Genomic DNA, 23,992 nt, shown 5'->3' with positions numbered 1-23,992 from the left:
GGCGCGCGCAAGGCCGACAAGCTGGTGAGCGACCAGCCTGTCATGGCGGCGCGCCACACCCTGCGCGCGCCGATGTCGCAGCGCAGCGGCGAGCGCGAGGTCATCCGCGTGCGCCCCTTCGTGCGCCTGGCCTCCAACCTGTCGCTGACCACCGGCGTCTATGCCTCAAACATTCCGCCCTTCAACCCGCTGCGCCTTTTCGCCGAGGGCGGGCAGCCCGACGAGCGCTATGCCGAGCCGGCCCAGGACATGCCGGACGCCGACGTCACCATCGTCAAGCGCGATCTCGGCGATCTCACCCTGCCCCCCGGCAAGCCGCAGCTCGGCGACGCCGAGGTGATCGCCCAGATCGAGGAGGAGCGCGCCAACATGGCAAGCTCCGGCCGCCAGCGCGCCCTGCCGATCCCGCCGCAGCTGATGCTCAGCCGCACGCTGACCGGCACGGCGACGCCGGGCACCGACCTTCTCGCCTATGCGCCGGCGACCGACACCCGCTTCTCCGGCATCGAGGTGCGCGTCGTGCCGGAGAACGTCACCAACGCGCCGAAGACCCCGATCGCCGCCTCGCGCGAGCCGCTCGTCGAGGACAAGCTCGTGATGGCCAAGCGCGGCGAGAATTTCGAGCAGGTCATGCGCGGCGCGGGCGCCGCCCCCGAGCAGATCCGCGCGATGATCGCCGCCTTCGGCGGCAGGATCCGCACCGCCGCCCTGCCCGATGGCCAGGTCCTGCAGGTGCTCTATGCGCCCGGCCCGCGCCTCGGCGACCCGAGGCAGGTCATGCGCGTCTCGCTGTTGAGCAACGGCCGGCCCGACGCGACGATCGCGATGAACGACAAGGGCGCCTTCGCGCAGGTCGATCTGCCGCGCCAGGATCAGGCCGGCCCGCAGCGCCCACAGCGGCGCAATGCCGAGGACGAGGATGACGAGAACGAGGGCACCGGCGGCGCGAGGCTCTATGAGAGCCTCTACGAGACCGGCGCCCGGCACGACCTGCCGCGCCCGCTGGTCGACGAGCTCGTGCGCATCTTCTCCTACGATCTCGATTTCCAGCAGCGCGTCCATGGCGGCGACAATCTGGAGGTGATCTTCACCGAGGAGGACGAGGGCGAGCGCGCCGAGATCCTCTCCGCGACGCTGACCGTCAACGGCGAGGCCCGGCGGGTCTATCGCTACCAGGCGCCCGATGACGGGCTGATCGAGTATTTCGACGACGAGGGCAAGTCGCTGAAGAAGTTCCTGCTGCGCAAGCCGATCGCCGACGGCGAGCTGCGCTCCGGCTTCGGCATGCGCTACCACCCGATCATGCGCTATTCGAAGATGCACACCGGCGTCGACTGGTCGAACCGGATCGGCACGCCGATCCTCGCCGCCGGCAACGGCACCGTGCTCAAGGCCGGCTGGTCCTCCGGCTATGGCAAGCACACCGAGATCCAGCACGCCAACGGCTACGTCACCACCTATTCGCACCAGTCCAACTTCGCGGCCGGCATCGTGCCGGGCGCCAAGGTGCGGCAGGGCCAGATCATCGGCTATCTCGGCTCGACCGGCCTCTCCACGGGCCCGCATCTGCATTACGAGGTGCTGGTCAACGGCAATTTCGTCAACCCGATGAAGATCCGCGTGCCGCGCGGGCGCGAGTTGCAGGGCACGACGCTGGCCGAGTTCAAGCGCCAGCGCGACGAGATCCGCAGCCTGATCGAGAAGGCCGGCGGCACGCTGGCCCAGCTGCGCTGAGCTTGAGGCCGGCGCGACGCCGGAAAGCCCCGGCCCGGCTTGACAGAGCGCGCCGGAGCGGACACCGCGGCAGGCTCGCGTGTCCCGTCCCCCCACCGCATGAGCTTCAAAAGCCATGGCCGCTTCCCTTCTCGTCGTCCTGCCCGTCTTCGGGCTGATCGGGCTTGGCTATCTCGCGCGCTGGGCGCGGCTCCTGCGCGAATCGACCGGCGAGGGCCTGTCCGATTTCGTCTTCGTCCTCGCCGTGCCCTGCCTGCTGTTCCGCACGCTCGCCACGGCCGATATCCCCGCGACCCAGCCCTGGGGCTACTGGATCGCCTATTTCGCCGGGCTCGCCGTGGTCTGGGGCCTGGCGATGCTGATCGCCTCGCGGGTCTTCGCGCGCAAGGGGCCGGAGCTGGTCGTCTGCGGCTTCGCGGCGGCGCAGTCGAACACCATCTTCGTCGGCATCCCGATGATCCTCAAGGCTTACGGCGATGCCGGCGCCGTGCCGCTCGGCCTGCTGCTCGCCGTCCACCTGCCGGTCACGATGACGGCGGCGACCCTGCTGGCCGAGGGCCGCTCGGCCTCGATTCCGCTGCTGCTCAAGCGCCTCTTCACCCATCCGATCATCGTCGGCATCATCCTCGGCATGGCGGCGCGCCCCGTGGCCGGGCTGATCCCGGCGCCGGTCTGGACGCTGGTCGACCTGCTGTCGAAGGCGGCCGTGCCCTGCGCGCTGATCGGGCTCGGCATCGCCATGCGCCGCTACGGGCTCGAATCGGGCCTCGCCCTGCCGGCGGTGCTGAGCGGGCTGAAGCTCGGGCTGCACCCGCTGCTGGTCTATTGGCTGGCGCGGCATGTCTTCGAGATGCCGGCCCACTGGTCCGGGGTCGCGGTGCTGTTCGCCGCCTGCCCCTGCGGCATCAACGCCTATCTCTTCGCCGAGCGCTACCGCCAGGGCGTGGCCGACGCATCGAGCGCGATCACGCTCTCGACCCTGCTGTCGCTGTTCTCGACCGCCGCCTGGCTCGCCTTCCTCGGCCTCGGCTAGAAGGCGAAGCCGAGCCGCCGGCGGATCGCCTGCGCGGTGACGCCGCCCTCCCGCAACGCCGACAGGCTTTCCGATCCGCGGCTCTTGGCGAGCTTGTGCCCCTCCCCGTCGCGCAGCAGCGGGTGGAAGTGATAGAGCGGCGTCGGCAGGTCGAGGAGGTTCTGCAGCAGGACATGCACATCCGTCGCCGCCTCCAGGTCGCGGCCGCGCACGACATGGCTCACGCCCTGCAGCGCGTCGTCGACCACGACGGACAGATGATAGCTCGTCGGCACCTCCTTGCGGGCGAGCACGACATCGCCCCAGCGCCCGGGCGCGGACGTCACGGCCTGCCGGGCGCCCCGCGCATCGAAGACGCCATAGCCGAGCGGGCGCCCTGCGGCGGCGAGCGCCGCCGCCATGTCGAGCCGCAGCACATGCGGCTCCCCGGCGCCGATGCGCCGCGCCGCCTCATCGGAATCGAGCCCCTTGCAGAGGCCGGGATAAAGCGGCGCGCCGTCCGGATCGGCCGGCCATGGCGCGCCGGCCGCTTCCCGGATCGCGACCGCCTCGCGGATCTCCGCGCGCGAGCAGAAGCAGGGATAGACGAGCCCGCGCCGGCGCAAGGCGGCGAGCGCCCGTCCGTAATCGTCGAAATGCTCGGATTGCCGGCGCGGGCCAGGCTCGAACGCAATACCGAGCCAGGCGAGCTCTTCCACGATTCCCCGCTCGAATTCCGGCCGGCACCGGGTCCGGTCGATATCCTCGATCCGCAGCAGCAGGCGCCCGCCGAATCGGCGCGCCAGCGCCTCGTTGGTCAGCGCCGACAGCGCATGGCCGAGATGCAGGCGCCCGTTCGGACTCGGCGCGAAGCGGAAGACGGGTTTGCCGGAAACGGGTGGAGCGGGCACCATCCGTCCTGTCTAGAACCGAATCCGATCCGACTGAACCGGCATTGCTCCTCGCCATGACGGCATAAGCCGATCGGGAAACCCGCCCCCCTGCTGACGCAAGCCGTCGTCCCTGCCATCGATGCTTAAAGCCCATGATCGCGCGAATCACCTGCAATGCCGATCTCGAGGAAGGCATGGCCGCGCTCGCCGCGCTCGACCCGGCCTGGCGGCCGGTCGTCGCGCGCACCGGCCTGCCGCCGCTCAGGCTGCGCGAGGGCGGCTTTCCAGGCCTGGCGGCGATCGTCGTCGCGCAGCAATTGTCGGTCGCCAGCGCGAGCGCCGTCTGGAACCGCTTCGCCGGCGTGCTCACGCCGCTGACGCCGCAGCGCATCCTCACGGCGAGCGACGAGGAGATGCGGCTCACGGGCCTGTCGCGGCCGAAGCAGCGCACGTTGCGCGCCCTCGCCGCCGCGCTGGTCGAAGGCCGGTTCGCCTTCGAGGCGCTCGAGCACGCCTCCCCCGAGGAGGTCCACGCCCGGATGACCGCGCTCCCCGGCATCGGCCCGTGGAGCGCCGATATCTATCTGATGTTCTGCCTCGGCCATCGCGACGGCTTCGCCGCCGGCGACCTCGCGATCCAGGAAGCCGCCCGCCATGCCTTCGGCCTTTCCGCGCGGCCGAAGCCCGCCGCGCTTCAGGCCATGGCGGAAGCCTGGCGGCCCTGGCGCGGCGTCGCCGCCCGCCTGCTCTGGGCCGACTACGCCCTCACGAAGCGCCGCGAGGGCATCGGCGGCTGAAGCCGCTCAGCCGCGCGTGATCTCGAGCGCGCTGCGGGCCGCCGCGCGCAGCATCGAGGAATCGCTCATCACGGTGACGAAGCGGGCGCCCATCGCCAGGCCCTCCCTGGCGCGCTCGGCCGTCGCGCAATAGAGCGCGACGGGCTTGTTCACCGCCGAGGCGCGGGCGACGACATGCTTGAACGCCTCGTCGACCTCTCGCGCCGCCGCATCGACCCTCGCCCCATTGGAGAGCGCGATCGACAGATCCGACGGCCCGACGAACAGGGCATCGATCCCCGGCAGCGCCAGGATGTCGTCGACGATCGCCAACGCCTCGCGCGTCTCGATCATCGCGAAGGTGAGCGAGAAGCGATTCGCTTGCCCGAGATAGCCGTTCTGGTCGAGGCCGGAGGCGCCGAGGCCCCCGTAGCTGCCCCAGCTGCGCTCGCCCATCGGCGGATATTTGGCGTAGGCCGCGAAGCGGCGGGCATCCTCCATCGTGTTGATCATCGGCGCGATGACGCCGGAGACGCCGCTGTCGAACAGCTTCGAGACGTTCTGGAACTCCCCTACGGGCACGCGCGCCACCGCCGGCTTGCCGGCGGCGTTGATCAGCGGAACGGCGCGGATCACCTCGGAAAGCGTGATCGGCCCGTGCTGCATGTCGAGCGTGATCGCGTCGAAATCCTCCTGGGCGAGCGTCGCCGAGACGGAAGGGTCGGGCAGGCCGCACCAGGCCGAGACGATGCTGTCGCCCCTGGCGAAGCGGTCGGCGAGGGAGGACAGGACGGTGGGCGCGGCCATGGCTTCCACTCAGCGTCCGGCCTGGATCTCGTCGGCCGCCCTGATCAGCAGCTCGGTCATCACGGCGCGGATCTCGGCATCGGCGAGCGCGACGCCGGCGGCGGCGAAGTCGTTCCTGACCTTGCGCACCACGTCCTCGTCGCCGGCCTCCTCGAAGTCGGCCACGACGACCGCCTTGGCATAGGCATCCGCCTCCGCCCCGCTCTTGCCGAGCTTCTCGGCGGCCCAGAGCCCGAGCAGCTTGTTGCGCCTTGCCGTCGCCTTGAAGCGCAGCTCCTCGTCATGGGCGAACTTGTTCTCGTAGGCGTCCTTGCGCTGGTCGAAGGTCGTCATGCGGCGTCCATGTCCTCTTTGGGCGATACGGGTTTCCGCTCAACCATATAGGCCGATGGCGGGAGGAGGGCCAGCCCGGGTTTGTTGCGTTTGTGGCTGAGACGCTCCATATAGCAGGCGCGAGCGCGCCTCCGGCGCTCCCGCATGCGCGCCGGCGCCGTTGCCGCCGCTGGATTTTCGTCCAGCAGGCCGGCGGCGCGGGCGCGACCAGATCAGGGGCCAGTTCCCGCGCGAGCCCATCGCGTCCAGAGAGGGCCGACCTTTGGATTTCCTCAAGCCACGGTACATACCCATGAATCGCCGCCGTCGCATCTACGAAGGCAAGGCGAAGGTCCTCTATGAAGGACCCGAGCCCGGTACGCTGATCCAGCATTTCAAGGACGACGCCACCGCCTTCAACGCCAAGAAGCACGAGGTGATCGACGGCAAGGGCGTGCTCAACAACCGCATCTGCGAGCACATCTTCTCGAATCTCAACGATATCGGCGTGCCGACGCATTTCATCCGCCGGCTCAACATGCGCGAGCAGCTGATCCGCGAGGTCGAGATCATCCCGCTCGAGGTCGTGGTGCGCAACGTCGCCGCCGGCTCCCTGGCGACGCGGCTCGGCCTCGAGGAGGGCACGCAGCTGCCGCGCTCGATCATCGAGTTCTACTACAAGAACGACGCGCTCAGCGATCCGATGGTCTCCGAGGAGCACATCACCGCCTTCGGCTGGGCGACGCCGCAGGAGATCGACGACATCATGGCGCTGGCGATCCGCGTCAACGACTTCCTCTCCGGCCTGTTCCTGGGCGCCGGCATCCGCCTCGTCGACTTCAAGATGGAGACCGGGCGGCTGTGGGAAGGCGAGATGATGCGCATCGTCGTCGCCGACGAGATCAGCCCCGATTCCTGCCGCCTCTGGGACATCCGCTCCAAGGACAAGATGGACAAGGACCGCTTCCGCCGCGACATGGGCGGGCTGATCGAGGCCTATTCGGAAGTCGCCCGCCGCCTCGGCATCCTGGGCGAGCACGAGAATCCCGGCCCGACCGGCCCGCGCCTGGTGCAGTGAGCGCCATCGCGCAGCCATCATCGTCTATGAGACGGGAGCGCATGCGCTCCCGTTTTCATGTCGCGGCCCTGGTTCTCGCCGGTGGCCTCCTGCTCGGCGCCTGCTCGCATCATTTCGGGCCGGGCATCGCCGGCCTGCCGGCCACGGAGGGCTGGCAGCCCCTGCCGATCGGCTCCTGGGTGCTGAACGAAGGGCTTCAAGCGCGCGCGATGACGTTCTGCCCGCGCGAAGCCTGCGCCCGCCAGGGTTTCGCCGCCGTCATCGCGCTGGAAGGCGAGCGGGCCCGGGAGATGGAGCGCGCCCTGTCGCAAAGCCCGGCGCGCCTCGGGCGGGCTTTCGCCCGGCTCGCCGCGGACAAGGCCGCCGAGCGCCGCAAGGCGCAGCGGAAACAGCAGAAGAAGGCCGAACCGAAGCCGGCGCGCAGCGCAACCGAGGTCATCCGGATCGATTCAGATCAGGCGAAGGGCGTGCTCGTCACCATCCGCTCGCTCGATGCCGGCGGCCGCCGGGCCGTCGCCGCGATCCTCTACGGGCGCGAGGACGACCGGCTCGTCGTGGCGCTGGCCGTGAGCGAGACGGCAGAAGCCGCCCGCCGGGAAGCCGAGGCCGCCTGGCAGAGCCGCTGATTCACGTGAAACGGCGGGAAACGGTTGAGCCCGCCCCGATTCGCCGGTAAGGCAGCGGCACCAAGCGCCTCCGGAGATCGCCATGAAAGCCCGCGTCACCGTCACCCTGAAGAACGGCGTGCTCGATCCGCAGGGCAAGGCGATCGAGGGCGCGCTGAAGTCGCTCGGCATCGACGGCATCGGCTCGGTGCGCCAGGGCAAGGTCTTCGACATCGAGCTTGCGACCGCCGACAAGGTCGCCGCCGAGGCGGCGCTGAAGGCGGCCTGCGAGAAGCTGCTCGCCAACACCGTGATCGAGAACTACCGCGTCGAGATCGGAGCCTGAGCGATGAAGGCCGCCGTCATCACCTTTCCGGGCTCCAATCGCGACGGTGACGTCGCCAGGGCGCTGAGGCAGGCCGGCGCCGAGGTCGTGCCCGTCTGGCACGCCGATACCGGGCTGCCGAAGGGCACCGACCTCGTCGTGTTGCCGGGCGGCTTCTCCTATGGCGATTATCTGCGCACCGGCGCCATCGCCGGGCGCGCCCGCATCATGGACGCGACCCGCGCGCACGCGGTGCGGGGCGGCTATGTGCTCGGCATCTGCAACGGCTTCCAGATCGCCTGCGAGGCGGGGCTTCTGCCCGGCATCCTCGTGCGCAACGCCCATCTCAAATTCGTCTGCCGGCGCCAGCATCTGACCGTCGAGCGCAACGACACCGCCTTCACCCGCGCCTATGCCAAGGGGCAGGTCATCGATGTCTGCATCGCCCATGGCGAGGGCAATTACATCGCCGATCCCGAGACGCTCGCCCGCCTCGAAGGCGAGGGCCTCGTCGCCTTCCGCTATGCGGATGCGCAAGGCACCGTCACGCCCGAGGCGAACCCGAACGGCTCGCTGAATAATATCGCCGGCATCTATTCGCCCGGCCTCAACGTGCTCGGGCTGATGCCGCACCCGGAAAACCTGATCGATTCCCTGGTCGGCGGCACCGACGGGCGCGGCCTGTTCGACAGCCTGATGCAGGGCAAGGCGGCCTGAAAGGCCGTCACCGCCCCTTCAGCGCCCGCGTGAGCAGGCGCCCGGCGCTCGCCTGGTCGAGCGGGCCGACATGCTTGTCGAGGATATGCCCGTCCGGCCCGATGACGAAGGTCTCGGGCACGCCATAGACGCCCCATTCGATCGCCGCGCGCCCGGCCCGGTCCGTCCCGACCGCCGAGAACGGATTGCCCAGCGCGCCGAGGAAACGGCGCGCATTCTCCGCCTCGTCCTTGTAGTTCATCCCGACCAGCGCGACCTTGCCCTGCCTGACCGCATCGGTCTCGGCCAGGCCCATCAGCACGGGATGCTCGACCCGGCAGGGCGCGCACCAGCTCGCCCAGACATTGACCAGCGTCGCCCGCCCCTGGGCGAGATCGGCGTTGCCGAAGGCCGGCACCGGCTCGCCGTCCCGCTGGAGCCCCTCCAGCGGGGCAAGCGCGATCGCCGGCGCGACGCGTCCGATCAGGGCGGAGGGAACCTTGCTCTTGTCGCCCGAGAACAGCCCGATGGCGAAGACGATCGCGAGCCCGCCGAAGACGATCAGCGGCGCGAGGAAGATCAGCGGCGAACGCCGCCGCGGCGGGGTTTCGGTCCGGCTCATCGCCGCTCCCGGCCGGGGCGGCGGCGCTCCAGCGCCTCGAGCGTCCGCTTCTGGACGGCATGGTCGCGCAGGATCGCGAGCGTCAGCCCGCCCAGGACCAGCCCCGCCGCGCCATAGGAGGCGAGGATGAAGCCGGCATGCGGCCCGAGCGCGTCGAGAAGCCCGGTCATGCCGGCACCCCTTGCGCCGCCAGCCGGTCGAGCCGCTCGGCCTCGAGGATCGTCAGCGTCCTGACCCGCCGGCGCATGATCTCGGCGCGCATCGCCACCATGTGCAGGCAAAGCGCGAACAGGGTGAAGCCGGCCGCGAGGATCATGAGCGGCCAGAGCATCGAGCCGTCGATGGCAGGCCCGCCCATGCGGAAGACCGAGGCCGGCTGGTGCAGCGTGTTCCACCAGTCGACCGAGAACTTGATGATCGGCACGTTGACGAAGCCGGTGAGCGTCAGGATGGCGACGGCGCGCGCCGCGCGCGAGGGCTCGTCGAGCACCCGCCAGAGCGCGATGATGCCGAGATAGATCAAAAGCAGCACGAGCACCGAGGTCAGCCGCGCGTCCCAGACCCAGTAGGTGCCCCACATCGGCTTGCCCCAGAGCGCGCCGGTGATCAGGCAGATGAGCGCGAAGGAGGCTCCGATCGGCGCCGCCGCCTTCTGCGCGACGTCAGCGAGCGGATGGCGCCAGACCAGCGTGCCCAGCGCCGAGACCGCCATCATCGAATAGAACATCATCGCGAGCCAGGCGGCCGGGACATGGATGAACATGATCCGGATGGTCTCGCCCTGCTGGTAGTCGGCGGGCGCCTTGAACCAGGCGAGATAGAGCCCGGCGACGACGAGCAGCGCCGCCACGGCGGCGAGCCACGGCAGCAGCTTCGCCGAGAAGCGCATGAAGCGCGTCGGGTTGGCGAGGTCGATCAGGCTGGCCATGCTGCCGGCGATGTCATCTCAGGGGGCGGAAGCGCCATGGCGCTGCTTTAGCAATCTCGACCCGTTCCAAGCAATGCGCAGCCTTGAGATGCGACATCACGAACCGGACAGCCATCAATCGGCCTGCCTGAGCGCCGCCGCCGCCGCGATGGTCCCGACCACGATGGCCGCCAGCGAGATCGCGCAGAGGATCAGAAACGGCGTCAGGAACGGCACGGTGCCGCCAAGCGCCGCATTCGCCGCCGAGACGCCGAAGATCAGCACCGGCACCGTCAGCGGCGCGACCAGCACCGGCACGATCAGCCCGCCGCGCCGCAGGCCCGCCGCCAGCGCCGCCCCGGCCGCGCCGATGAAGCTCAAAGCCGGCGTGCCGACCAGGAGCGTCGCGATGAGCGGCAGCACGCCCTCGCCCGGCAGCGCCACCAGAAGGCCGAGCAACGGCGAGGCCAATGCCAGCGGCAGCCCTGTCGTCAGCCAATGCGCCAGCCCCTTGGCCAGCACGGCAAGCTCGAGCGGCAGGGCCGAGGCCCGGATCAGGTCGAGCGAGCCGTCCTCCTCGTCGCTCTGGAACAGCCGGTCGAGCCCGATCAGCACGGAGAGCAGGGCGCCGAGCCAGAGGATCGCCGGGCCGATCCGCGACAACAGGTTGAGGTCCGGCCCGAGCGCGAAGGGCACGAGCACGGTGATCGTCAGGAAGAAGACGAGCGCGAGCTCGCCGCCGCCGCCCGCGCGCGCCGCGACGGTGAGGTCGCGGCTCAGGATGGCGAGGAAGGCGCGGCTCACGGCCCGATCCTGACGTCGCGCGCGCCGTCGAGCCCGAGCGGGCCGTGGGTCGCGGCCAGGATCGCCCCGCCCTGCGCGAGATGGTCGCGCATCAGCCCGGCGACCATCGCCTGCGAGGCGGCATCGAGCGCCGAGAGCGGCTCGTCGAGCAGCCAGTAGGGCCGGCGCGAGACGAGGAGGCGCGCCAGCGCCACCCGCCGCCGCTGCCCGGCCGAGAGATAGCCGGCCGGCAACTGCGCCGCGTGCCCGAGCCCGACGAGGCTGAGCGCCTCCTCCGGCGTCGCGGCGGCATCGCCCAGCACATCCTGCGCGAAGGCGAGGTTCTCGCGGGCCGTCAGCGCGGTCTTCAGCCCGTCGCGATGGCCGACGAGATGGGCAAGCCCCGCGAGATCGGCCTCGTCCTGCCCGCCTTCCAGCCGGATCGCGCCGCGCTCCGGCCGCAGGCGCCCGCAGAGCATGGCGATCAGGCTTGACTTGCCGGCGCCGTTGCGCCCCGTCAGCGCGATCGCCTCGCCCGGACGCAAGGTCAAGCTCACGCCCTCGAAGATCAGCCTGCCGCCGCGGCGGCAGGCGAGATCCTCGGCATGAAGGCTGGTGGGAGAAAAGCAAATCCGTCTCAAGAGGCGGCCGCAGGTGCGTTCGAGCTCATTTCGTTCATCTAGCGCGCTTCTTGGAATTGCTCTATAGAACCCGCGGCTACGCCGCACGCCGATCCGGCGCGGGGCTCGGGCACTCCCGGGGCGGCGCGCGCGTCATGCGCATTAGGCCCTCGAACGGCTGTGCCCGCAAGGGCGCGCCGGTCGCGACCGCAACCCCTTGATCAGGATCAAGCCGAAATGGCCTCGCTCGACTCCTTCAAAGCCCGCAAGACGCTCACCGCCGCCGGCAGGACCTACACCTATTATTCCCTTCCCGACGCCGAGAAGAACGGCCTTCCCGGCATCTCGAAGCTGCCCTTCTCGATGAAGGTGCTGCTCGAGAACCTGCTGCGCTTCGAGGATGGCCGCTCCGTCACCAAGGCCGATATCGAGGCTTTCGTCGCCTGGCTCGACGACAGGGGCACGGCTGGCAAGGAGATCGGCTTCCGCCCGGCGCGCGTGCTGATGCAGGATTTCACCGGCGTTCCCGCGGTGGTCGACCTCGCGGCGATGCGCGACGGCGTCAAGGCGCTCGGCGGCGACGCCCAGAAGATCAACCCGCTCGTCCCCGTCGATCTCGTCATCGACCATTCGGTCATCGTCGACGAGTTCGGCACGCCCAAGGCGCTCGCCCAGAACGTCGAGCTCGAATACGAGCGCAACGCCGAGCGCTACAAGTTCCTGAAATGGGGGCAGGGCGCCTTCGACAATTTCCGCGTCGTCCCGCCCGGCACCGGCATCTGCCACCAGGTCAATCTCGAATACCTCGCCCAGACCGTCTGGACCCGTAACGAGACGGTCGACGGCGTCGAGGTCGAGCTCGCCTATCCCGACACCGTCGTCGGCACCGATTCGCACACCACCATGGTCAATGGTCTCGCCGTGCTCGGCTGGGGCGTCGGCGGCATCGAGGCCGAGGCCGCGATGCTCGGCCAGCCGCAGTCGATGCTGCTGCCGGAGGTGATCGGCTTCAAGCTGACCGGCGCGCTCAAGGAAGGCATCACCGCGACCGACCTCGTGCTCACCGTCACGCAGATGCTGCGCAAGAAGGGCGTCGTCGGCAAGTTCGTCGAGTTCTTCGGGCCGGGCCTCTACAATCTGACGCTGGCCGACCGCGCGACGATCGCCAATATGGGCCCGGAATACGGAGCGACCTGCGGCTTCTTCCCGGTCGATGCCGAGACGCTGGACTATCTCACCGTGACCGGCCGCAAGGCGGAGCGCATCGCGCTGGTCGAAGCCTACAGCAAGGCGCAAGGCCTGTTCGCCACGCGCGAGACGCCCGACCCGGTGTTCACCGACACGCTCGCGCTCGACCTCTCGACGGTGACGACCTCGATGGCCGGTCCCAAGCGCCCCGAGGGCCGCGTCAACCTCGCCGACGTCAAGGCCGGCTTCGCCGCCGCGATGGAGAGCGACTACAAGAAGGGCGGCGAGCTGTCCCGCCGCGTGGCCGTCGAGGGCGAGGATTTCGACCTCGGCCATGGCGACGTCGTCATCGCGGCGATCACCTCCTGCACCAACACCTCCAACCCCTCGGTGCTGATGGCGGCGGGCCTGCTCGCCCGCAACGCGGTGGCCAAGGGCCTCAAGGTCAAGCCCTGGGTCAAGACCTCGCTGGCGCCGGGCTCGCAGGTCGTGGCGGAGTATCTCGCCAAGTCCGGCCTGCAGGCCGATCTCGACAAGCTCGGCTTCAACCTGGTCGGCTTCGGCTGCACCACCTGCATCGGCAATTCCGGCCCGCTGCCGGCGCCGATCTCGAAGGCGATCAACGAGAAGAGCCTGATCGCCGGCGCCGTCATCTCCGGCAACCGCAATTTCGAGGGCCGCGTCTCGCCCGACGTGCAGGCGAACTACCTCGCCTCGCCGCCGCTGGTCGTCGCCTATGCGCTCGCGGGCTCCGTGCAGATGGACCTGACCACGCAACCCATCGGGCAGGGCTCGGACGGCAAGGACGTCTATCTCAAGGACATCTGGCCCTCCAACAAGGAGATTCAGAGCTTCATCCAGCAGAACGTCACCCGCGCGATGTTCGAGGAGAAATACGCCGACGTCTTCAAGGGCGATGCCCATTGGCGGGCGGTCGACGCGCCCAGGAGCGAGACCTATGCCTGGGACGACGCCTCGACCTATGTGCAGAACCCGCCCTATTTCCAGGGCATGGGCAAGAAGCCCGCGCCGATCGGCGATATCAAGGGCGCGCGCATCCTGGGTCTCTTCGGCGACAAGATCACCACCGACCACATCTCGCCGGCCGGCTCGATCAAGGCGGCCTCGCCCGCCGGGCACTACCTGACCGAGCATGGCGTCGCGGTCGCCGACTTCAACCAGTACGGCACGCGCCGCGGCAACCATGAGGTGATGATGCGCGGCACCTTCGCCAATATCCGCATCCGCAACCACATGCTCGGCCCCAACGGCCGCGAGGGCGGCTACACCATCCACTATCCCTCCAAGGAGGAGATGCCGATCTACGACGCGGCGATGCGCTACCAGCAGGAGAAGGTGCCGCTGGTGATCTTCGCCGGTGTCGAATACGGCAACGGCTCCTCGCGCGACTGGGCGGCGAAGGGCACGAACCTGCTCGGCGTCAAGGCGGTGATCGCCCAGAGCTTCGAGCGCATCCACCGCTCGAACCTGGTCGGCATGGGCGTCGTGCCCTTCACGCTGGCCGAGGGCACGAGCTGGGCCTCGCTCGACCTGAAGGGCGACGAGACCGTCACCATCCACGGCCTCGCCGACGTCAAGCCGCGCCAGATGATGGAGGCCGAGATCACCTATGCCGACGGCTCGGTGAAGAAGGTGCCGATCCTGTGCCGCATCGATACGCTGGACGAGATCGACTACTTCCGCAACGCCGGCATCCTGCATTACGTGCTGCGCGGGCTGGCCGCCTGAGCCGGAACGCGGGGATTAAGACGGGTCATGGCCGGCGCAAGCCGGCCATGATGCATTGAGGGCCCGCCCCGGTTGTCCTCGCGCCCGCCGCAGTGTAAGGGGGCGGTTCAGTCATCCTCGGCGGGGCGTTGGGGTAGGCGCTGGACGATATCCCGCGCTCGGATGTCGCCCGCCATCACCGACACCAGACGGGAGCACCCGCAGCATGTCCGCCACGTTCGAGACGGTCGCCGGCATCATCTCCGAGACCTGCGATATCCCGCGTGAGAAGATCACGCCGCAGAGCCACGCCATCGACGATCTCGGCATCGACTCGCTCGCCTTTCTCGACATCGCCTTCGCGATCGACAAGGCGTTCGGCATCAAGCTGCCGCTCGAGCAGTGGACGCAGGAGGTCAACGAGGGCAAGGCCCCGGCCGAGCAGTATTTCGTGCTCGAGAACCTGTGCCAGCGCATCGACGACCTCGTCGCCGCCAAGAAGGCGTGAACGCCTGCCGCCGCCGGGCTTGAGCCGGCGCGCAGCTCCCGATAGAGCATAGGGGTCGCCCGCGCGGATCGTCCGGTCCGTGCCGCGGCCTTACGCCGTTGCGGCGCCCATCAGGCCAAGGATCGCATGCGCCTCGAATATTTCGACATGATCGACAGGGTCGTGACCTTCGATCCGTCGCTGAAGCGCATCGTCACGCGCTCCACGGTTCCCGCCGAGAGCCCGGTCTTCGAGGGCCATTTCCCCGGCCACCCGCTGGTGCCCGGCGTGCTTTTGACCGAGACCATGGCGCAGGCCTCCGGCTATCTCCTGCTCGGCCTCAACGGGCTTTCCCAGATGCCCTTCCTGATGACGGTTGACAAGGCGCGCTTCCGCAGCTTCGTCGAGCCCCGCGCCGAGCTCGAAACCAGCGCCGAACTGGTGATCGAGGGTTCGGGCTATGCCGCGACCAGGGCGAAGCTGACGAGCGACGGCAAGCCGATCGGCGACGCCGAGTTGCGCTTCCGCCTGATGCCCTTCCCCGCCGATATGCGCGCGCTGATGCAAAGCCGCATCGACGCCATCGGCCTGACGCCGGAGCCTGCCCCATGAACCACCGCGACATGAGCCGCCGCGACGTGGTCATCACCGGCATCGGCATCGCCTCCAGCCTCGGCGAGGGCATCGAGACACACGCCGCCGCGCTCGCGGCGGGCGGCCCGCCGGTCGTCGACACCGAAAGCTTCAAGCCCTATCCGCTGCACCCGCTGGCGGCGCTGGAGCTGGACCGGCAGATCCCGAAGAAATCCGACCAGCGCCAGATGGAGCCCTGGCAGCGGCTCGGCGTCTATGCGGCGGGCCTCGCGCTCGATTCCGCCGGGCTGAAGAACGACGCCGAGGCCAAGAGCGCCTTGCAGGTCATCGTCGCCGCCGGCGGCGGCGAGCGCGACCATGCCGTCGACGCGGCGATCCTCGAAGGCCTGCGCGGCGCGAACGAGCCCGGCGCCTTCCTCAACGAGCGCCTGATGAGCGATCTCAGGCCGACGCTCTTCCTGGCGCAGCTTTCCAACCTGCTCGCCGGCAACATCGCCATCGTCCACGGCGTCACCGGCCCCTCGCGCACCTTCATGGGCGAGGAGCAGGCCGGCGTCGACGCGATCCGCACCGCCCATGCCCGCATCGCCGCGGGCCAGTCCGATCTGATGCTGGTCGGCGGCGCCTATAATGCCGAGCGCCGCGACATGCTGCTGCTCTTCGAGCTCGGCGGCTATCTGCGCCGCGACGGCTTCGCCCCCGTCTTCGAGCGCGAGGCGGCGCCCGGCCTGATCACCGGCAGCGCCGGCGCCTTCCTCGTGCTGGAATCGGCCGAGCGGGCCGCCGCCCGCGGCGCGCGGGCTTATGCCAAGCTCGCCCACACCGGCGCCGCCCGCAGCCGCCGCGCGGCCGGCACGGTCCGGTCCGCCCTGGCGAAGCTCGTCGCCGGCTTCGGCCCGGTCGCCACCGGCGCGCTCGCGATCTCCGCCGCCACCGGCTGCGCCCGCATCACGGCCGAGGAAGCGGCGGCCATCGCCGCGGCGGTTCCTTCGGCCCGGCGCATCGCCACCGGCGATCTCGTCGGCCACGGCGTCGAGGCCGCCTTCCCCGTCTCGGTCGCGCTCGCCGCGATCGCGCTCTCGGCCGGGCAGGCGAAGGAGGCGATCGTCACCGGCGCCGGCCACTGGCGCGGCGAGGGCGCCGCGCATCTCGTTCTAGCGTGAGGTTTGAGGCCATGACCACGCATCGCGACGCCAAGGGTCGTCCGCTCGTCGCCGTCACCGGGCTCGGCGTCGTCACCTCGCTCGGCCAGGGCAAGGACGCCAACTGGCAGGCGCTGACGGCCGGCAGATCCGGCATCCACCGCATCGGGCGCTTCCCGACCGAGGGGCTGAAAACCTCGATCGGCGGCACCGTCGACTTCCTGTTCGACGAGCCTTTCACCGCCCCCCAGCTCTCCGAGAAGCTCGCCACGCTCGCGGCCGAGGAAGCGATCGGCCAGAGCGGCATCGGCGCGGCCGGCGATTTCCCCGGCGAGCTTTTCATGGCCGTCCCCCCGGTCGAGATGGAATGGCCGCAGAAGCAGGAGATGGCCCGCGCCACTGCGGGCGAGGCCGATTATGACGGCCTGCTGCGCACCGCCGCGACGGGCAAGTTCCGGGCGATGCACGAGCTCTTCGTCTTCGGCGGCGTCGCCGACCACATCGCCGATCGCTTCGGCACCAGGGGCTCGCCGATCTCGCTTTCGACCGCCTGCTCCTCGGGCGCGACCGCGATCCAGATGGGCGTCGAGGCGATCCGCAGGGGCGATACGCAAGCCGCGCTGTGCATCGGCACCGACGGCTCGATCCATGCCGAGGCATTGATCCGCTTCTCGCTGCTCTCAGCGCTGTCGACCCAGAACGATCCGCCGGAAGGCGCGGCCAAGCCGTTCTCGAAGAACCGCGACGGCTTCGTCATGGGCGAGGGCGCAGGCGCCTTGGTGCTGGAGGATTACGACCATGCGCTCGCCCGCGGCGCGACGATCCTCGGCATCGTCGCCGGCTGCGGCGAGCGCGGCGACGGCTTCCACCGCACCCGCTCCAGCCCCGACGGCAAGCCCGCCATCCTCGCCATGCAGGATGCGCTCGCCGATGCCGGGCTCACCCCCGACGATGTCGACTACATCAACGCCCACGGCACCTCGACGCCCGAGAACGACAAGATGGAGGCGATGAGCTGCGCCGCCGTCTTCGGCGCGCGCATGGCAAGCCTGCCGATCTCCTCGAACAAGTCGATGATCGGCCATACCCTGACGGCGGCCGGCGCGGTCGAGGCGGTGATCTCCTTCCTGACCATCGCCAACGGCTTGATCCCGCCGACGATCAACTACGCCAATCCCGATCCGGCGATCGCGCTCGACGTGGTGCCCAACCAAGCCCGCAAGGCGAAGGTGAAGACGGTCCTGTCCAACTCCTTCGGCTTCGGCGGCCAGAACACCTGCCTCGTGCTGACGGCGCCCCCGGAGGCCGCATGACCAGGATTCTCGTCACCGGCGGCGCCAAGGGTGTCGGCGCCGCGATCGTGCGCGCGCTCGCGGCCGCCGGCCACGACGTCGATTTCACCTTCCGCTCCTCCGCCGAACAGGCGCTGGCGCTGGCCGACGAGATAGCCGCCGCCCATCCCGGCAGCAGCATCACGGCGCTGCCGCTCGACCTTTCCGACAGGGCCGCGCTCGCCGCCTTCTGCGAGGCGCGCGAGGGCGAGAGCTGGTTCGGCCTCGTCCACAATGCCGGCCAGCCCTATGATGCGCTCGCCGCGATGCTGGACCAGGACAGGGCCGAAGCGGCGATGCAGGTCAATTTCTGGGCCTTCACCCGCCTCGCCAAGAGCCTGATGCGGGGCATGATCCGCGCCCGCGCCGGCCGCATCGTCGCGATCGGCTCCGTCGCGGCGCTGCGCGGCAACCCCGGAAACGCGGCCTATGCCGCCTCGAAGGGGGCGCTGATCTCCTATGCCAAGACGCTGGCCGTCGAGACGGGCAAGCGCGGCATCACCGTCAACGTGATCGCGCCGGGCTTCGTCGACACCGACATGATGGCGCCCTACGCCGCCTATCGCGAGAGGATGCAGGGGCAGATCCCGGCCGGGCGCTTCGCCAGGCCGGAGGAGGTCGCAGGGCTTGCCGCCTTCCTGATGAGCGAGCCCGCGGCTTACATCAGCGGGACCGTGCTGCCGGTCGACGGCGGGCTGACGGCCCAGCTCGGCGTGCATCGCTGAATCGACAGGGGCGAAGATCTGTCGTATGGTTCACTTCGAACCGGAGTGAACCGACATGACGGCAGCCTTCACCATTCGCCTCGACGACGAGATGCTGGCCAAGCTCGACGCTCTCGCCGCCGACACCGACCGCTCGCGCAACTGGATCGCGGCGAAGGCGATCCAGGACTATGTCGAGCTCAACGCCTGGCAGATTCAGCGGATCAAGGCAGGCATCGCCGAAGCTGATCGCGGCGAGTTCGCGACGGACGAGGAAGTCGAGGCCGTGTTCCGTAAATACAAGGCCATGGCCGAGTGAAACTCATCTGGACGAAACGTGCGCTGCGCGAGCTCGATCAGATATTCGCGTTCATCGCGAAAGATAGCGGATCTGCCGCTGCGGCGCTGGTCGATCTGGTCGAGACGCGATCCGCCGTACTCGTCAGCCATCCAGAAATCGGGCGGCCGGGACGCAGCGACGGGACCCGCGAATTCGTCCTGACTGGAACGCCCTACATCCTGCCTTACCGGGTCCGCGACGGCCGCGTCGAAATCCTCGCTGTTTTCCATACCTCCCGGCAATGGCCGGACCAGCCCTGAAAGTCTCTGAACCCTCATGCGTTCCCTCCAGCTCCATGGCGACCGTGACCTCCGTCTCGAGGAGATCGCGCCGCCGCCGCCGCCCGCTCCGGGCGAGGTGCAGATCCGCATCAGGGCGGTGGCGCTGAACTATCTCGACCTCTGGGGTTTTCGCGGCATGGCCTTCGCCAAGCGCAAGATGCCCCAGGCGGCGGGCGTCGAGGCCGCGGGCGAGATCGTCTGCGTCGGCGAGGGCGTCGAGGGCTTCGCGCCGGGCGACACCGTCACCGCCTATGGCGCCGATACCTGCGGCGCGTGCAAGGCCTGCCGCGAAGGCCGCGACAATCTCTGCGAGAACGTCGCCGGCATCATGGGCTTCCATATCGACGGTTTCGCCCGCGAACTTTTGAACCGCCCGGCGCGGCTGACGATCAAGGCGCCGAAGGGCGTCTCCTTCGAGGAAGCCGCCTGCGCGCCGATCGGCTTCGGCACGGTCCAGCACATGCTGTTCGACAATGCGAAGCTACAACCCGGCGAATCGGTGCTCGTCCATGCCGGCGGCTCGGGCATCGGCACGGCGGCGATCCTGATGGCCAAGGCGATCGGCTGCACGGTCTACACCACCGTCGGCGACGACGAGAAGGGCGCCAAGGCCAAGGCGCTCGGCGCCGACCACGTCATCAACTACCGCGAGGACCGCTTCGAGGGCGTGGTGCGCAAGCTCACCGGGCGCAAGGGCGTCGACGTCGTCTTCGAGCATGTCGGCGCCGACACCTGGAACGGCTCGCTGCTTAGCCTGAAGCGCGGCGGAAGGCTCGTCACCTGCGGCGCCACCTCCGGCCCCTCGGCCTCGATCAACCTGATGCAGCTCTTCCAGCAGCAATACCGCATCACCGGCTCCTTCGGCTGCCGCATCGAGAACATCGCCCAGTCGCTGGAGAAGATGGCCGGCGGCATGAAGCCGGTGATCGATTCGGTCTTCCCGCTGGCCGAATTCGAGAAGGGCCTCGCCCGGATCGAGGGCCGGCAGGTCTTCGGCAAGGTCGTCGTCGCCTTCTGAGCCTCGCGGCTCTGCCCGGCCGGCACTTGACGCGGGCGCCGTTCCTGCCCCAGATCGCGCCCTTTGAGGCCCGGTCTTGCTCTCGGCACGGGCGATTGAGGCTGGACCGACCTTGAGACGATTGAAGGCGATCGCCGCGCGCGCCGGTGCTGCGGTGATGATCGGCGTGATCCGCGCCCTGTTCGGCTTCCTGCGCCTGCTGGGACCCGACCGCGCCAGCGATCTCGGCGGCTGGCTCCTGCGCACGGCAAGCCCGCTGATCCCGGTCAACCGCGTCGCGCTCGCCAATATCCGGGCCGCCTTCCCCGAGAAGGACGAGGCCGAGGTCAGGCGCATCGCGCGCGGCGCCTGGGAAAACCTCGGCCGCGTCGCCGGCGAATACGCCAATCTCGGCGCCCTCTTCGACTACGACTACCACAACCCCGACAAGCCCTCGCGCGTCGAGGTCAAGGGCATCGAGCATTTCATCGCGCTCAAGGATGACGGCAAGCCCGGCCTGATCTTCTCGACCCATCTCGCCAATTGGGAGCTGCCGGCGATCTGCGCGGCGGCCTACGATCTCGAGACCACCGCCGTCTTCCGCGCCCCCAACGACCCGGCGATCGCGGCCGTGGTCCACGAGATCCGCTCCGGCGCCATGGGCGGGCTCGCGGCGGCCAAGCAGGGAGCCGCCTTCGCCATGCAGGGCGTGCTGGAGAAGGGCGGCCATCTCGGCATGCTGATCGACCAGCATTTCACCCGCGGCGTGGTCGTGCCCTTCTTCGGCCGCCCGGCGCTGACCAACCCGATCATGGGCAAGTTCGCCCGCCGCTTCGAATGCCCGGTCCATGGCGTGCGGGTGGTGCGCCTGCCGGACCACCGCTTCCGGCTGGAGCTGACGCCGCCGCTCGACCTGCCGCGCGACGCCGGGGGTGAGATCGACGTCGAGGGCGCGATGGCGATGATGACGGCCGTGGTCGAGGGCTGGGTGCGCGAGCATCCCGAGCAATGGCTCTGGATGCATCGCCGCTGGCGCCCCAACATGATTCCGGCCGCCGCGCGCGCCGAATTCGATCACGCCCGCGCGACGGTGCCGGTTTTCAAGGCAACGTGATTTCCCTCGCCGGCGGATTGCGGGCTTTGCTAACCTCCGCAAGATCCGTCGCCCAAAGAGCCCTGACCATGTCCCCTCGCCCGCGCCATCTCGCAGCGACTGCCGCGGCCCTTGCGCTGGGCCTGGCGGCGGCGCGGGCCGAGGCGCCGGCAAAGCCGCTCAAGGCGGTGATCGAGCTCTTCACCAGCCAGGGCTGCTCCTCCTGCCCACCGGCCGACGCGCTGGTGATGGAGCTCGCCAGGGACCCCGGGCTGATCGCGCTCACCCTGCCGGTGACGTATTGGGACTATCTCGGCTGGAAGGACACGCTCGGCAAGGATTCCTTCGCCCGTCGCCAGAAGTTCTACGCCAAGGCCCGCGGCGACGGGCAGGTCTACACCCCCCAGGCCGTCGTCAACGGCACCGCCCATGCGATCGGCTCGGAGCGGGCGGATATCGAGAAGGCGGTGAGCCAGTTCGCCGCGACCGGCTTTGCAGCGAGCGTCACGCTGAAGGAGGAGGGCGGCGCGCTCCGGATCCGGGTCGCGCCGGCCGCAGGCGGGGCCGCGACGAGCGCCGGCGTCTGGGTGCTGCCGACCACGCATCAGGCGGCCGTGCCGGTCACCCGCGGCGAGAACCAGGGCCGCACGCTCTCCTATGCCAATGTCGTGCGCGGCATGGTCCGCGTCGGCGACTGGACCGGCGGGGAGACGACCTTGACCGCGCCGCTCTCGGCGACCGAGGCCCCGGAGGCCGACGGCTATGTCGTCATCGTCCAGGCCGAGCGCACCGGCAAGCACGGCTTGACGATGCCGGGCGCAATCCTCGGTGCGGCCAGGGGACCGGCCGGGGGACCGGCGCGCCGCTGAGCCTGCCGGGGGCTCAGAGCAGGATCACCTTGTTCGGCAGCTCGTCGACATCGTCGGGAACCGGCGGCGCATGCTGCGCCAGAACCGTGCCGACCGCACCGACGGCCGCGATCAACCCTTCCGTCAGCCGGTCCTCGCGCGCGGCGGCGAGCAGCGGCTCGATGATGGCGCCCCAGGCATCCTCCCCGGCCAGCCCGTCGATACCGGTGTCGGTGAGGATTTCGGCATAGCGCTCCTGCAGCGCGATATAGATGAGGACGCCGGTGCGTCCCTTCGTCCGCGTCAGCCCGCGCGCCGTGAACTCCCGCAGCGCCACGTCATGCGCGCGCCGACGCTTGACGAAGCCGGGCACGAAGCGCCCGCCGCGGCCGTACCAGAGCAGCGTCGCCAGGAGCGCCGCCGCGCAGAGAAGCTGGATCAGGAAGATCTTCTGCGCGCTGATCGTGGTCAGCGAGATCAGCGGCCAGGGCACGAACAGCGCCAGGGTGAGCGCCATCATAACCGGGACGTTGCGATAGCTCGACGCCGCCCGGTCGATCACCACGACGATCTCGCCGGCCGTCAGGCTCTCGGCCCGGCGCACCGCTTCCGCGATCGCATCCCTGTCGGCTGCATCCATCACCAGTCTCCCGAGGCCCCGCCGCCGCCGGATGAGCCGCCGCCGCCCGAAAACCCGCCCCCGCCCGAGCTCCAGCCGCCTCCGCCGCTGCTCCAGCCCGAGCTGGAGCTCGAACCCGTGCTCCAGCTCGTGCTCTGCGGCAGGCTCACCCATCGCCCGTTGCGCAGGCGATGCCGCCGCGCCCCGCCCTGCTGCCTCAGGCCCCGCAGGAAGGCGACGACGAACAGGAAGATCAGGACCATCGCGATAATGACGGCGATATCCTCGCCGAGCGCGCTCTCGTCCGAGCGGACCTCGGCCCGGCGCTGCCATTCCTCGGCGTCGCCCGCCAGGATGGTCAGGATGGCGTCGACGCCGGCCTCGATCCCCCCGGTGAAATCCCCGGTCTTGAACTTCGGCGCGATCGCCGTGGTGACGATGACCTTCGAGAGTGCGTCGGTCAGCGCCCCTTCGAGCCCATAGCCGACCTCGATGCGGACCTTGCGCTCCTTCGGCGCGACGATCAGCAGGGCGCCGTTGTTCTTTCCGTTCTGGCCGAGCTGCCAGTGGCGGAACAGGCCGTTGGCGAAATCCTCGATCGTCACGTCCTGCAGCGACGGCACGGTCGCGACCACGACCTGGTCGGAGGTCTTGTCCTCATGCGCCTTGAGCTTGTCCTCGATCCGCTGGCGGACGTCGGGGGCGATGAGGTTCGCACCGTCGACGACCCGCCCGGTCAGGGCCGGCCAGGACGGCTCCGCGGCGAGCGCGAGCCCGGTCCAGACGAGGGCGAGGCAGGCGGCCGCCGCACGCAGCACCGTCAGTCGCGGGCGAAGCGATGCCACGGGCGTCCGCCCTCGGTCCCTTTAGAACTTCACCGCGGGCGGGCGCTCGGCCCCGGCGGTCGCCGTGAAGGTCTCCATCGGCTTGGCGCCCCAGAACAATTTCGCCCAGATCACGCCGGGAAAGGTGCGGATCTCGGTGTTGAAGGCCTGCACCGCCTGGATGTAGTCGCGCCTTGCCACGGCGACGCGGTTCTCGGTGCCCTCGAGCTGCGACTGCAGGGCGAGGAAGTTCTGGTTCGACTTCAGCTCCGGATAGCGCTCGACCGTGACGAGCAGCCGCCCGAGCGCGCCGGTGAGCTGGTTCTGCGCGTCCTGGAATTCCTTGAACTTCGCCGGATCGTTGATGGTCGAGGCGTCGACCTTGACCTGGGTCGCCCTGGCGCGGGCCTCGACCACGGCGGTCAGCACCTCGCGCTCCTGCGCGGCATAGCCCTTCACCGCCTCGACGAGGTTCGGGATCAGGTCGGCGCGGCGCTGATACTGGTTCTGCACCTCCGACCAGGCGGCCTTCGCCTTCTCTTCCAGCGTCGGCACGTTGTTGTAGCCGCAGCCGGCGAGCACGGTCCCGAACAGGCCGAGCACGAGCCAGACGAGCGGCCGGCTGAAGCGGATAGGAAACGGCATG

The 23,992-nt window shown here is 69.6% G+C and carries 29 protein-coding genes (1 of these 29 only partly in view); 18 read left to right on the top strand and 11 right to left on the bottom strand.

From position 1 onward, the window contains the following. Positions 1–1,734, top strand: partial view of a M23 family metallopeptidase gene (locus tag M9917_RS06135; RefSeq protein ID WP_297251839.1) — the 3' portion only. Its footprint begins 294 nt before the window's first position; 1,734 of the gene's 2,028 nt are visible here — the last part of the coding sequence; its start codon lies off the left edge, out of view; the stop codon is at positions 1,732–1,734. 115 nt (positions 1,735–1,849) lie between these two features. Then, the gene (locus M9917_RS06130) at positions 1,850–2,767 is read left to right on the top strand and encodes an AEC family transporter (RefSeq protein WP_297251831.1); all 918 of its coding nucleotides are present in this window, start codon (positions 1,850–1,852) and stop codon (positions 2,765–2,767) included. Here the strand turns inward: M9917_RS06130 and gluQRS are convergent. Next, positions 2,764–3,660, bottom strand: coding sequence for a tRNA glutamyl-Q(34) synthetase GluQRS (gene gluQRS, locus M9917_RS06125; RefSeq protein WP_465246332.1), 897 nt, complete (start codon positions 3,658–3,660; stop codon positions 2,764–2,766). The genes M9917_RS06130 and gluQRS overlap by 4 nt on opposite strands. Before the next feature lie 134 nt (positions 3,661–3,794). Here gluQRS and M9917_RS06120 point away from each other — a divergent pair, with 134 nt between their 5' ends. Then, complete coding sequence (locus M9917_RS06120) at positions 3,795–4,436, top strand: DNA-3-methyladenine glycosylase family protein (RefSeq protein ID WP_465246367.1); 642 nt, start codon at positions 3,795–3,797, stop codon at positions 4,434–4,436. 6 nt (positions 4,437–4,442) lie between these two features. On the opposite strand, the gene M9917_RS06115 is transcribed toward M9917_RS06120, so the two are convergent. Next, positions 4,443–5,222, bottom strand: a complete 780-nt coding sequence (locus M9917_RS06115) for an HpcH/HpaI aldolase family protein (protein ID WP_297251826.1) — start codon at positions 5,220–5,222, stop codon at positions 4,443–4,445. Between the two features lie 9 nt (positions 5,223–5,231). Beyond that, entirely contained in the window at positions 5,232–5,555 is a 324-nt protein-coding gene (locus M9917_RS06110; protein ID WP_297251824.1) for a DUF1476 domain-containing protein, read from the bottom strand. A gap of 262 nt (positions 5,556–5,817) precedes the next feature. On the opposite strand from M9917_RS06110, the gene purC reads away from it, so the two are divergent. The 4 genes from purC (at position 5,818) to purQ (ending at position 8,259) form a co-directional block, all read left to right on the top strand. After that, entirely contained in the window at positions 5,818–6,612 is a 795-nt protein-coding gene (purC, locus tag M9917_RS06105; RefSeq protein WP_297251822.1) for a phosphoribosylaminoimidazolesuccinocarboxamide synthase, read from the top strand. A 41-nt stretch (positions 6,613–6,653) separates the two neighbouring features. Then, positions 6,654–7,238 carry a hypothetical protein gene (locus M9917_RS06100; protein WP_297251820.1) on the top strand — a complete coding sequence of 195 codons (585 nt, stop codon included), beginning with the start codon at positions 6,654–6,656 and terminating at the stop codon, positions 7,236–7,238. Between the two features lie 82 nt (positions 7,239–7,320). Next, positions 7,321–7,563 carry a phosphoribosylformylglycinamidine synthase subunit PurS gene (purS, locus tag M9917_RS06095; protein WP_297251818.1) on the top strand — a complete coding sequence of 81 codons (243 nt, stop codon included), beginning with the start codon at positions 7,321–7,323 and terminating at the stop codon, positions 7,561–7,563. Between the two features lie 3 nt (positions 7,564–7,566). After that, the gene (purQ, locus tag M9917_RS06090; protein WP_297251817.1) at positions 7,567–8,259 is read left to right on the top strand and encodes a phosphoribosylformylglycinamidine synthase subunit PurQ; all 693 of its coding nucleotides are present in this window, start codon (positions 7,567–7,569) and stop codon (positions 8,257–8,259) included. Between the two features lie 7 nt (positions 8,260–8,266). Here the strand turns inward: purQ and M9917_RS06085 are convergent, their stop codons facing one another. From M9917_RS06085 to ccmA, 5 genes are all read right to left on the bottom strand, one after another. Then, on the bottom strand, positions 8,267–8,860 hold the full coding sequence (locus M9917_RS06085) for a DsbE family thiol:disulfide interchange protein (protein WP_297251815.1): 594 nt from the start codon (positions 8,858–8,860) through the stop codon (positions 8,267–8,269). Then, positions 8,857–9,030 (bottom strand): heme exporter protein CcmD, encoded by a 174-nt coding sequence (ccmD, locus tag M9917_RS06080; RefSeq protein WP_297251813.1) that lies wholly within the window; start codon positions 9,028–9,030, stop codon positions 8,857–8,859. Before ccmD ends, M9917_RS06085 begins: the two co-directional genes overlap by 4 nt. Continuing rightward, a complete protein-coding gene (locus tag M9917_RS06075) occupies positions 9,027–9,788 on the bottom strand; it encodes a heme ABC transporter permease (protein WP_297251811.1) in 762 nt (253 codons plus the stop codon). The genes ccmD and M9917_RS06075 overlap by 4 nt, the downstream gene beginning before the upstream one ends. A 114-nt stretch (positions 9,789–9,902) precedes the next feature. Then, entirely contained in the window at positions 9,903–10,571 is a 669-nt protein-coding gene (gene ccmB, locus M9917_RS06070) for a heme exporter protein CcmB (RefSeq protein ID WP_297251809.1), read from the bottom strand. Further along, on the bottom strand, positions 10,568–11,182 hold the full coding sequence (ccmA, locus tag M9917_RS06065; protein WP_297254743.1) for a heme ABC exporter ATP-binding protein CcmA: 615 nt from the start codon (positions 11,180–11,182) through the stop codon (positions 10,568–10,570). The genes ccmB and ccmA overlap by 4 nt, the downstream gene beginning before the upstream one ends. A gap of 225 nt (positions 11,183–11,407) precedes the next feature. On the opposite strand from ccmA, the gene acnA reads away from it, so the two are divergent. From acnA to M9917_RS06010, 11 genes are all read left to right on the top strand, one after another. Then, the gene (acnA, locus tag M9917_RS06060) at positions 11,408–14,107 is read left to right on the top strand and encodes an aconitate hydratase AcnA (RefSeq protein WP_297251807.1); all 2,700 of its coding nucleotides are present in this window, start codon (positions 11,408–11,410) and stop codon (positions 14,105–14,107) included. A gap of 205 nt (positions 14,108–14,312) precedes the next feature. Continuing rightward, positions 14,313–14,594 carry an acyl carrier protein gene (locus M9917_RS06055; RefSeq protein ID WP_114831854.1) on the top strand — a complete coding sequence of 94 codons (282 nt, stop codon included), beginning with the start codon at positions 14,313–14,315 and terminating at the stop codon, positions 14,592–14,594. 126 nt (positions 14,595–14,720) lie between these two features. Next, positions 14,721–15,185 carry a 3-hydroxyacyl-ACP dehydratase FabZ family protein gene (locus M9917_RS06050; RefSeq protein ID WP_297251803.1) on the top strand — a complete coding sequence of 155 codons (465 nt, stop codon included), beginning with the start codon at positions 14,721–14,723 and terminating at the stop codon, positions 15,183–15,185. Next, on the top strand, positions 15,182–16,330 hold the full coding sequence (locus M9917_RS06045; RefSeq protein ID WP_465246331.1) for a beta-ketoacyl-ACP synthase: 1,149 nt from the start codon (positions 15,182–15,184) through the stop codon (positions 16,328–16,330). Before M9917_RS06050 ends, M9917_RS06045 begins: the two co-directional genes overlap by 4 nt. Positions 16,331–16,341: 11 nt before the next feature. Further along, positions 16,342–17,622 (top strand): beta-ketoacyl-ACP synthase, encoded by a 1,281-nt coding sequence (locus M9917_RS06040; RefSeq protein WP_297251802.1) that lies wholly within the window; start codon positions 16,342–16,344, stop codon positions 17,620–17,622. Continuing rightward, positions 17,619–18,365 carry an SDR family oxidoreductase gene (locus M9917_RS06035; protein ID WP_297251799.1) on the top strand — a complete coding sequence of 249 codons (747 nt, stop codon included), beginning with the start codon at positions 17,619–17,621 and terminating at the stop codon, positions 18,363–18,365. Before M9917_RS06040 ends, M9917_RS06035 begins: the two co-directional genes overlap by 4 nt. A gap of 55 nt (positions 18,366–18,420) precedes the next feature. Then, positions 18,421–18,663 (top strand): CopG family ribbon-helix-helix protein, encoded by a 243-nt coding sequence (locus M9917_RS06030; RefSeq protein WP_297251797.1) that lies wholly within the window; start codon positions 18,421–18,423, stop codon positions 18,661–18,663. After that, positions 18,660–18,944 (top strand): type II toxin-antitoxin system RelE/ParE family toxin, encoded by a 285-nt coding sequence (locus M9917_RS06025; protein WP_297251796.1) that lies wholly within the window; start codon positions 18,660–18,662, stop codon positions 18,942–18,944. The genes M9917_RS06030 and M9917_RS06025 overlap by 4 nt, the downstream gene beginning before the upstream one ends. A gap of 16 nt (positions 18,945–18,960) precedes the next feature. Beyond that, the gene (locus M9917_RS06020) at positions 18,961–19,983 is read left to right on the top strand and encodes a zinc-binding dehydrogenase (RefSeq protein WP_297251795.1); all 1,023 of its coding nucleotides are present in this window, start codon (positions 18,961–18,963) and stop codon (positions 19,981–19,983) included. 157 nt (positions 19,984–20,140) lie between these two features. Continuing rightward, positions 20,141–21,076, top strand: coding sequence for a lipid A biosynthesis lauroyl acyltransferase (locus M9917_RS06015; RefSeq protein ID WP_297254739.1), 936 nt, complete (start codon positions 20,141–20,143; stop codon positions 21,074–21,076). A gap of 68 nt (positions 21,077–21,144) precedes the next feature. Continuing rightward, complete coding sequence (locus tag M9917_RS06010; protein ID WP_297251794.1) at positions 21,145–21,924, top strand: DUF1223 domain-containing protein; 780 nt, start codon at positions 21,145–21,147, stop codon at positions 21,922–21,924. Positions 21,925–21,937: 13 nt separating this feature from the next. Here M9917_RS06010 and M9917_RS06005 read toward each other — a convergent pair whose 3' ends face one another. Genes M9917_RS06005 through M9917_RS05995 form a run of 3 tightly spaced genes read right to left on the bottom strand, consistent with a single transcriptional unit; the run spans position 21,938 to position 23,991 of the window. Then, positions 21,938–22,543, bottom strand: a complete 606-nt coding sequence (locus M9917_RS06005; RefSeq protein ID WP_297251793.1) for a TPM domain-containing protein — start codon at positions 22,541–22,543, stop codon at positions 21,938–21,940. Then, positions 22,543–23,367, bottom strand: a complete 825-nt coding sequence (locus tag M9917_RS06000; RefSeq protein ID WP_465246330.1) for a TPM domain-containing protein — start codon at positions 23,365–23,367, stop codon at positions 22,543–22,545. The genes M9917_RS06005 and M9917_RS06000 overlap by 1 nt, the downstream gene beginning before the upstream one ends. A 21-nt stretch (positions 23,368–23,388) precedes the next feature. Continuing rightward, on the bottom strand, positions 23,389–23,991 hold the full coding sequence (locus tag M9917_RS05995) for a LemA family protein (protein WP_297251792.1): 603 nt from the start codon (positions 23,989–23,991) through the stop codon (positions 23,389–23,391). Position 23,992: the final 1 nt, after the last annotated feature.

Source organism: Bosea sp. (in: a-proteobacteria), assembly GCF_023953965.1.
Lineage (GTDB): Bacteria > Pseudomonadota > Alphaproteobacteria > Rhizobiales > Beijerinckiaceae > Allobosea.
This window is presented reverse-complemented; position numbering and strand designations above follow the sequence as displayed.

Bases quoted from the DNA above. Each gene is read 5' to 3' on its own strand.
- M9917_RS06130 (WP_297251831.1), top strand. From the start codon at position 1,850: ATGGCCGCTTCCCTTCTCGTCGTCCTGCCCGTCTTCGGGCTGATCGGG.
- gluQRS (WP_465246332.1), bottom strand. From the start codon at position 3,660: ATGGTGCCCGCTCCACCCGTTTCCGGCAAACCCGTCTTCCGCTTCGCG.
- M9917_RS06115 (WP_297251826.1), bottom strand. From the start codon at position 5,222: ATGGCCGCGCCCACCGTCCTGTCCTCCCTCGCCGACCGCTTCGCCAGG.
- M9917_RS06110 (WP_297251824.1), bottom strand. From the start codon at position 5,555: ATGACGACCTTCGACCAGCGCAAGGACGCCTACGAGAACAAGTTCGCC.
- M9917_RS06100 (WP_297251820.1), top strand. From the start codon at position 6,654: ATGCGCTCCCGTTTTCATGTCGCGGCCCTGGTTCTCGCCGGTGGCCTC.
- purS (WP_297251818.1), top strand. From the start codon at position 7,321: ATGAAAGCCCGCGTCACCGTCACCCTGAAGAACGGCGTGCTCGATCCG.
- purQ (WP_297251817.1), top strand. From the start codon at position 7,567: ATGAAGGCCGCCGTCATCACCTTTCCGGGCTCCAATCGCGACGGTGAC.
- M9917_RS06085 (WP_297251815.1), bottom strand. From the start codon at position 8,860: ATGAGCCGGACCGAAACCCCGCCGCGGCGGCGTTCGCCGCTGATCTTC.
- ccmD (WP_297251813.1), bottom strand. From the start codon at position 9,030: ATGACCGGGCTTCTCGACGCGCTCGGGCCGCATGCCGGCTTCATCCTC.
- M9917_RS06075 (WP_297251811.1), bottom strand. From the start codon at position 9,788: ATGGCCAGCCTGATCGACCTCGCCAACCCGACGCGCTTCATGCGCTTC.
- acnA (WP_297251807.1), top strand. From the start codon at position 11,408: ATGGCCTCGCTCGACTCCTTCAAAGCCCGCAAGACGCTCACCGCCGCC.
- M9917_RS06055 (WP_114831854.1), top strand. From the start codon at position 14,313: ATGTCCGCCACGTTCGAGACGGTCGCCGGCATCATCTCCGAGACCTGC.
- M9917_RS06050 (WP_297251803.1), top strand. From the start codon at position 14,721: ATGCGCCTCGAATATTTCGACATGATCGACAGGGTCGTGACCTTCGAT.
- M9917_RS06045 (WP_465246331.1), top strand. From the start codon at position 15,182: ATGAACCACCGCGACATGAGCCGCCGCGACGTGGTCATCACCGGCATC.
- M9917_RS06040 (WP_297251802.1), top strand. From the start codon at position 16,342: ATGACCACGCATCGCGACGCCAAGGGTCGTCCGCTCGTCGCCGTCACC.
- M9917_RS06035 (WP_297251799.1), top strand. From the start codon at position 17,619: ATGACCAGGATTCTCGTCACCGGCGGCGCCAAGGGTGTCGGCGCCGCG.
- M9917_RS06030 (WP_297251797.1), top strand. From the start codon at position 18,421: ATGACGGCAGCCTTCACCATTCGCCTCGACGACGAGATGCTGGCCAAG.
- M9917_RS06020 (WP_297251795.1), top strand. From the start codon at position 18,961: ATGCGTTCCCTCCAGCTCCATGGCGACCGTGACCTCCGTCTCGAGGAG.
- M9917_RS06015 (WP_297254739.1), top strand. From the start codon at position 20,141: ATGATCGGCGTGATCCGCGCCCTGTTCGGCTTCCTGCGCCTGCTGGGA.
- M9917_RS06010 (WP_297251794.1), top strand. From the start codon at position 21,145: ATGTCCCCTCGCCCGCGCCATCTCGCAGCGACTGCCGCGGCCCTTGCG.
- M9917_RS06005 (WP_297251793.1), bottom strand. From the start codon at position 22,543: ATGGATGCAGCCGACAGGGATGCGATCGCGGAAGCGGTGCGCCGGGCC.
- M9917_RS05995 (WP_297251792.1), bottom strand. From the start codon at position 23,991: ATGCCGTTTCCTATCCGCTTCAGCCGGCCGCTCGTCTGGCTCGTGCTC.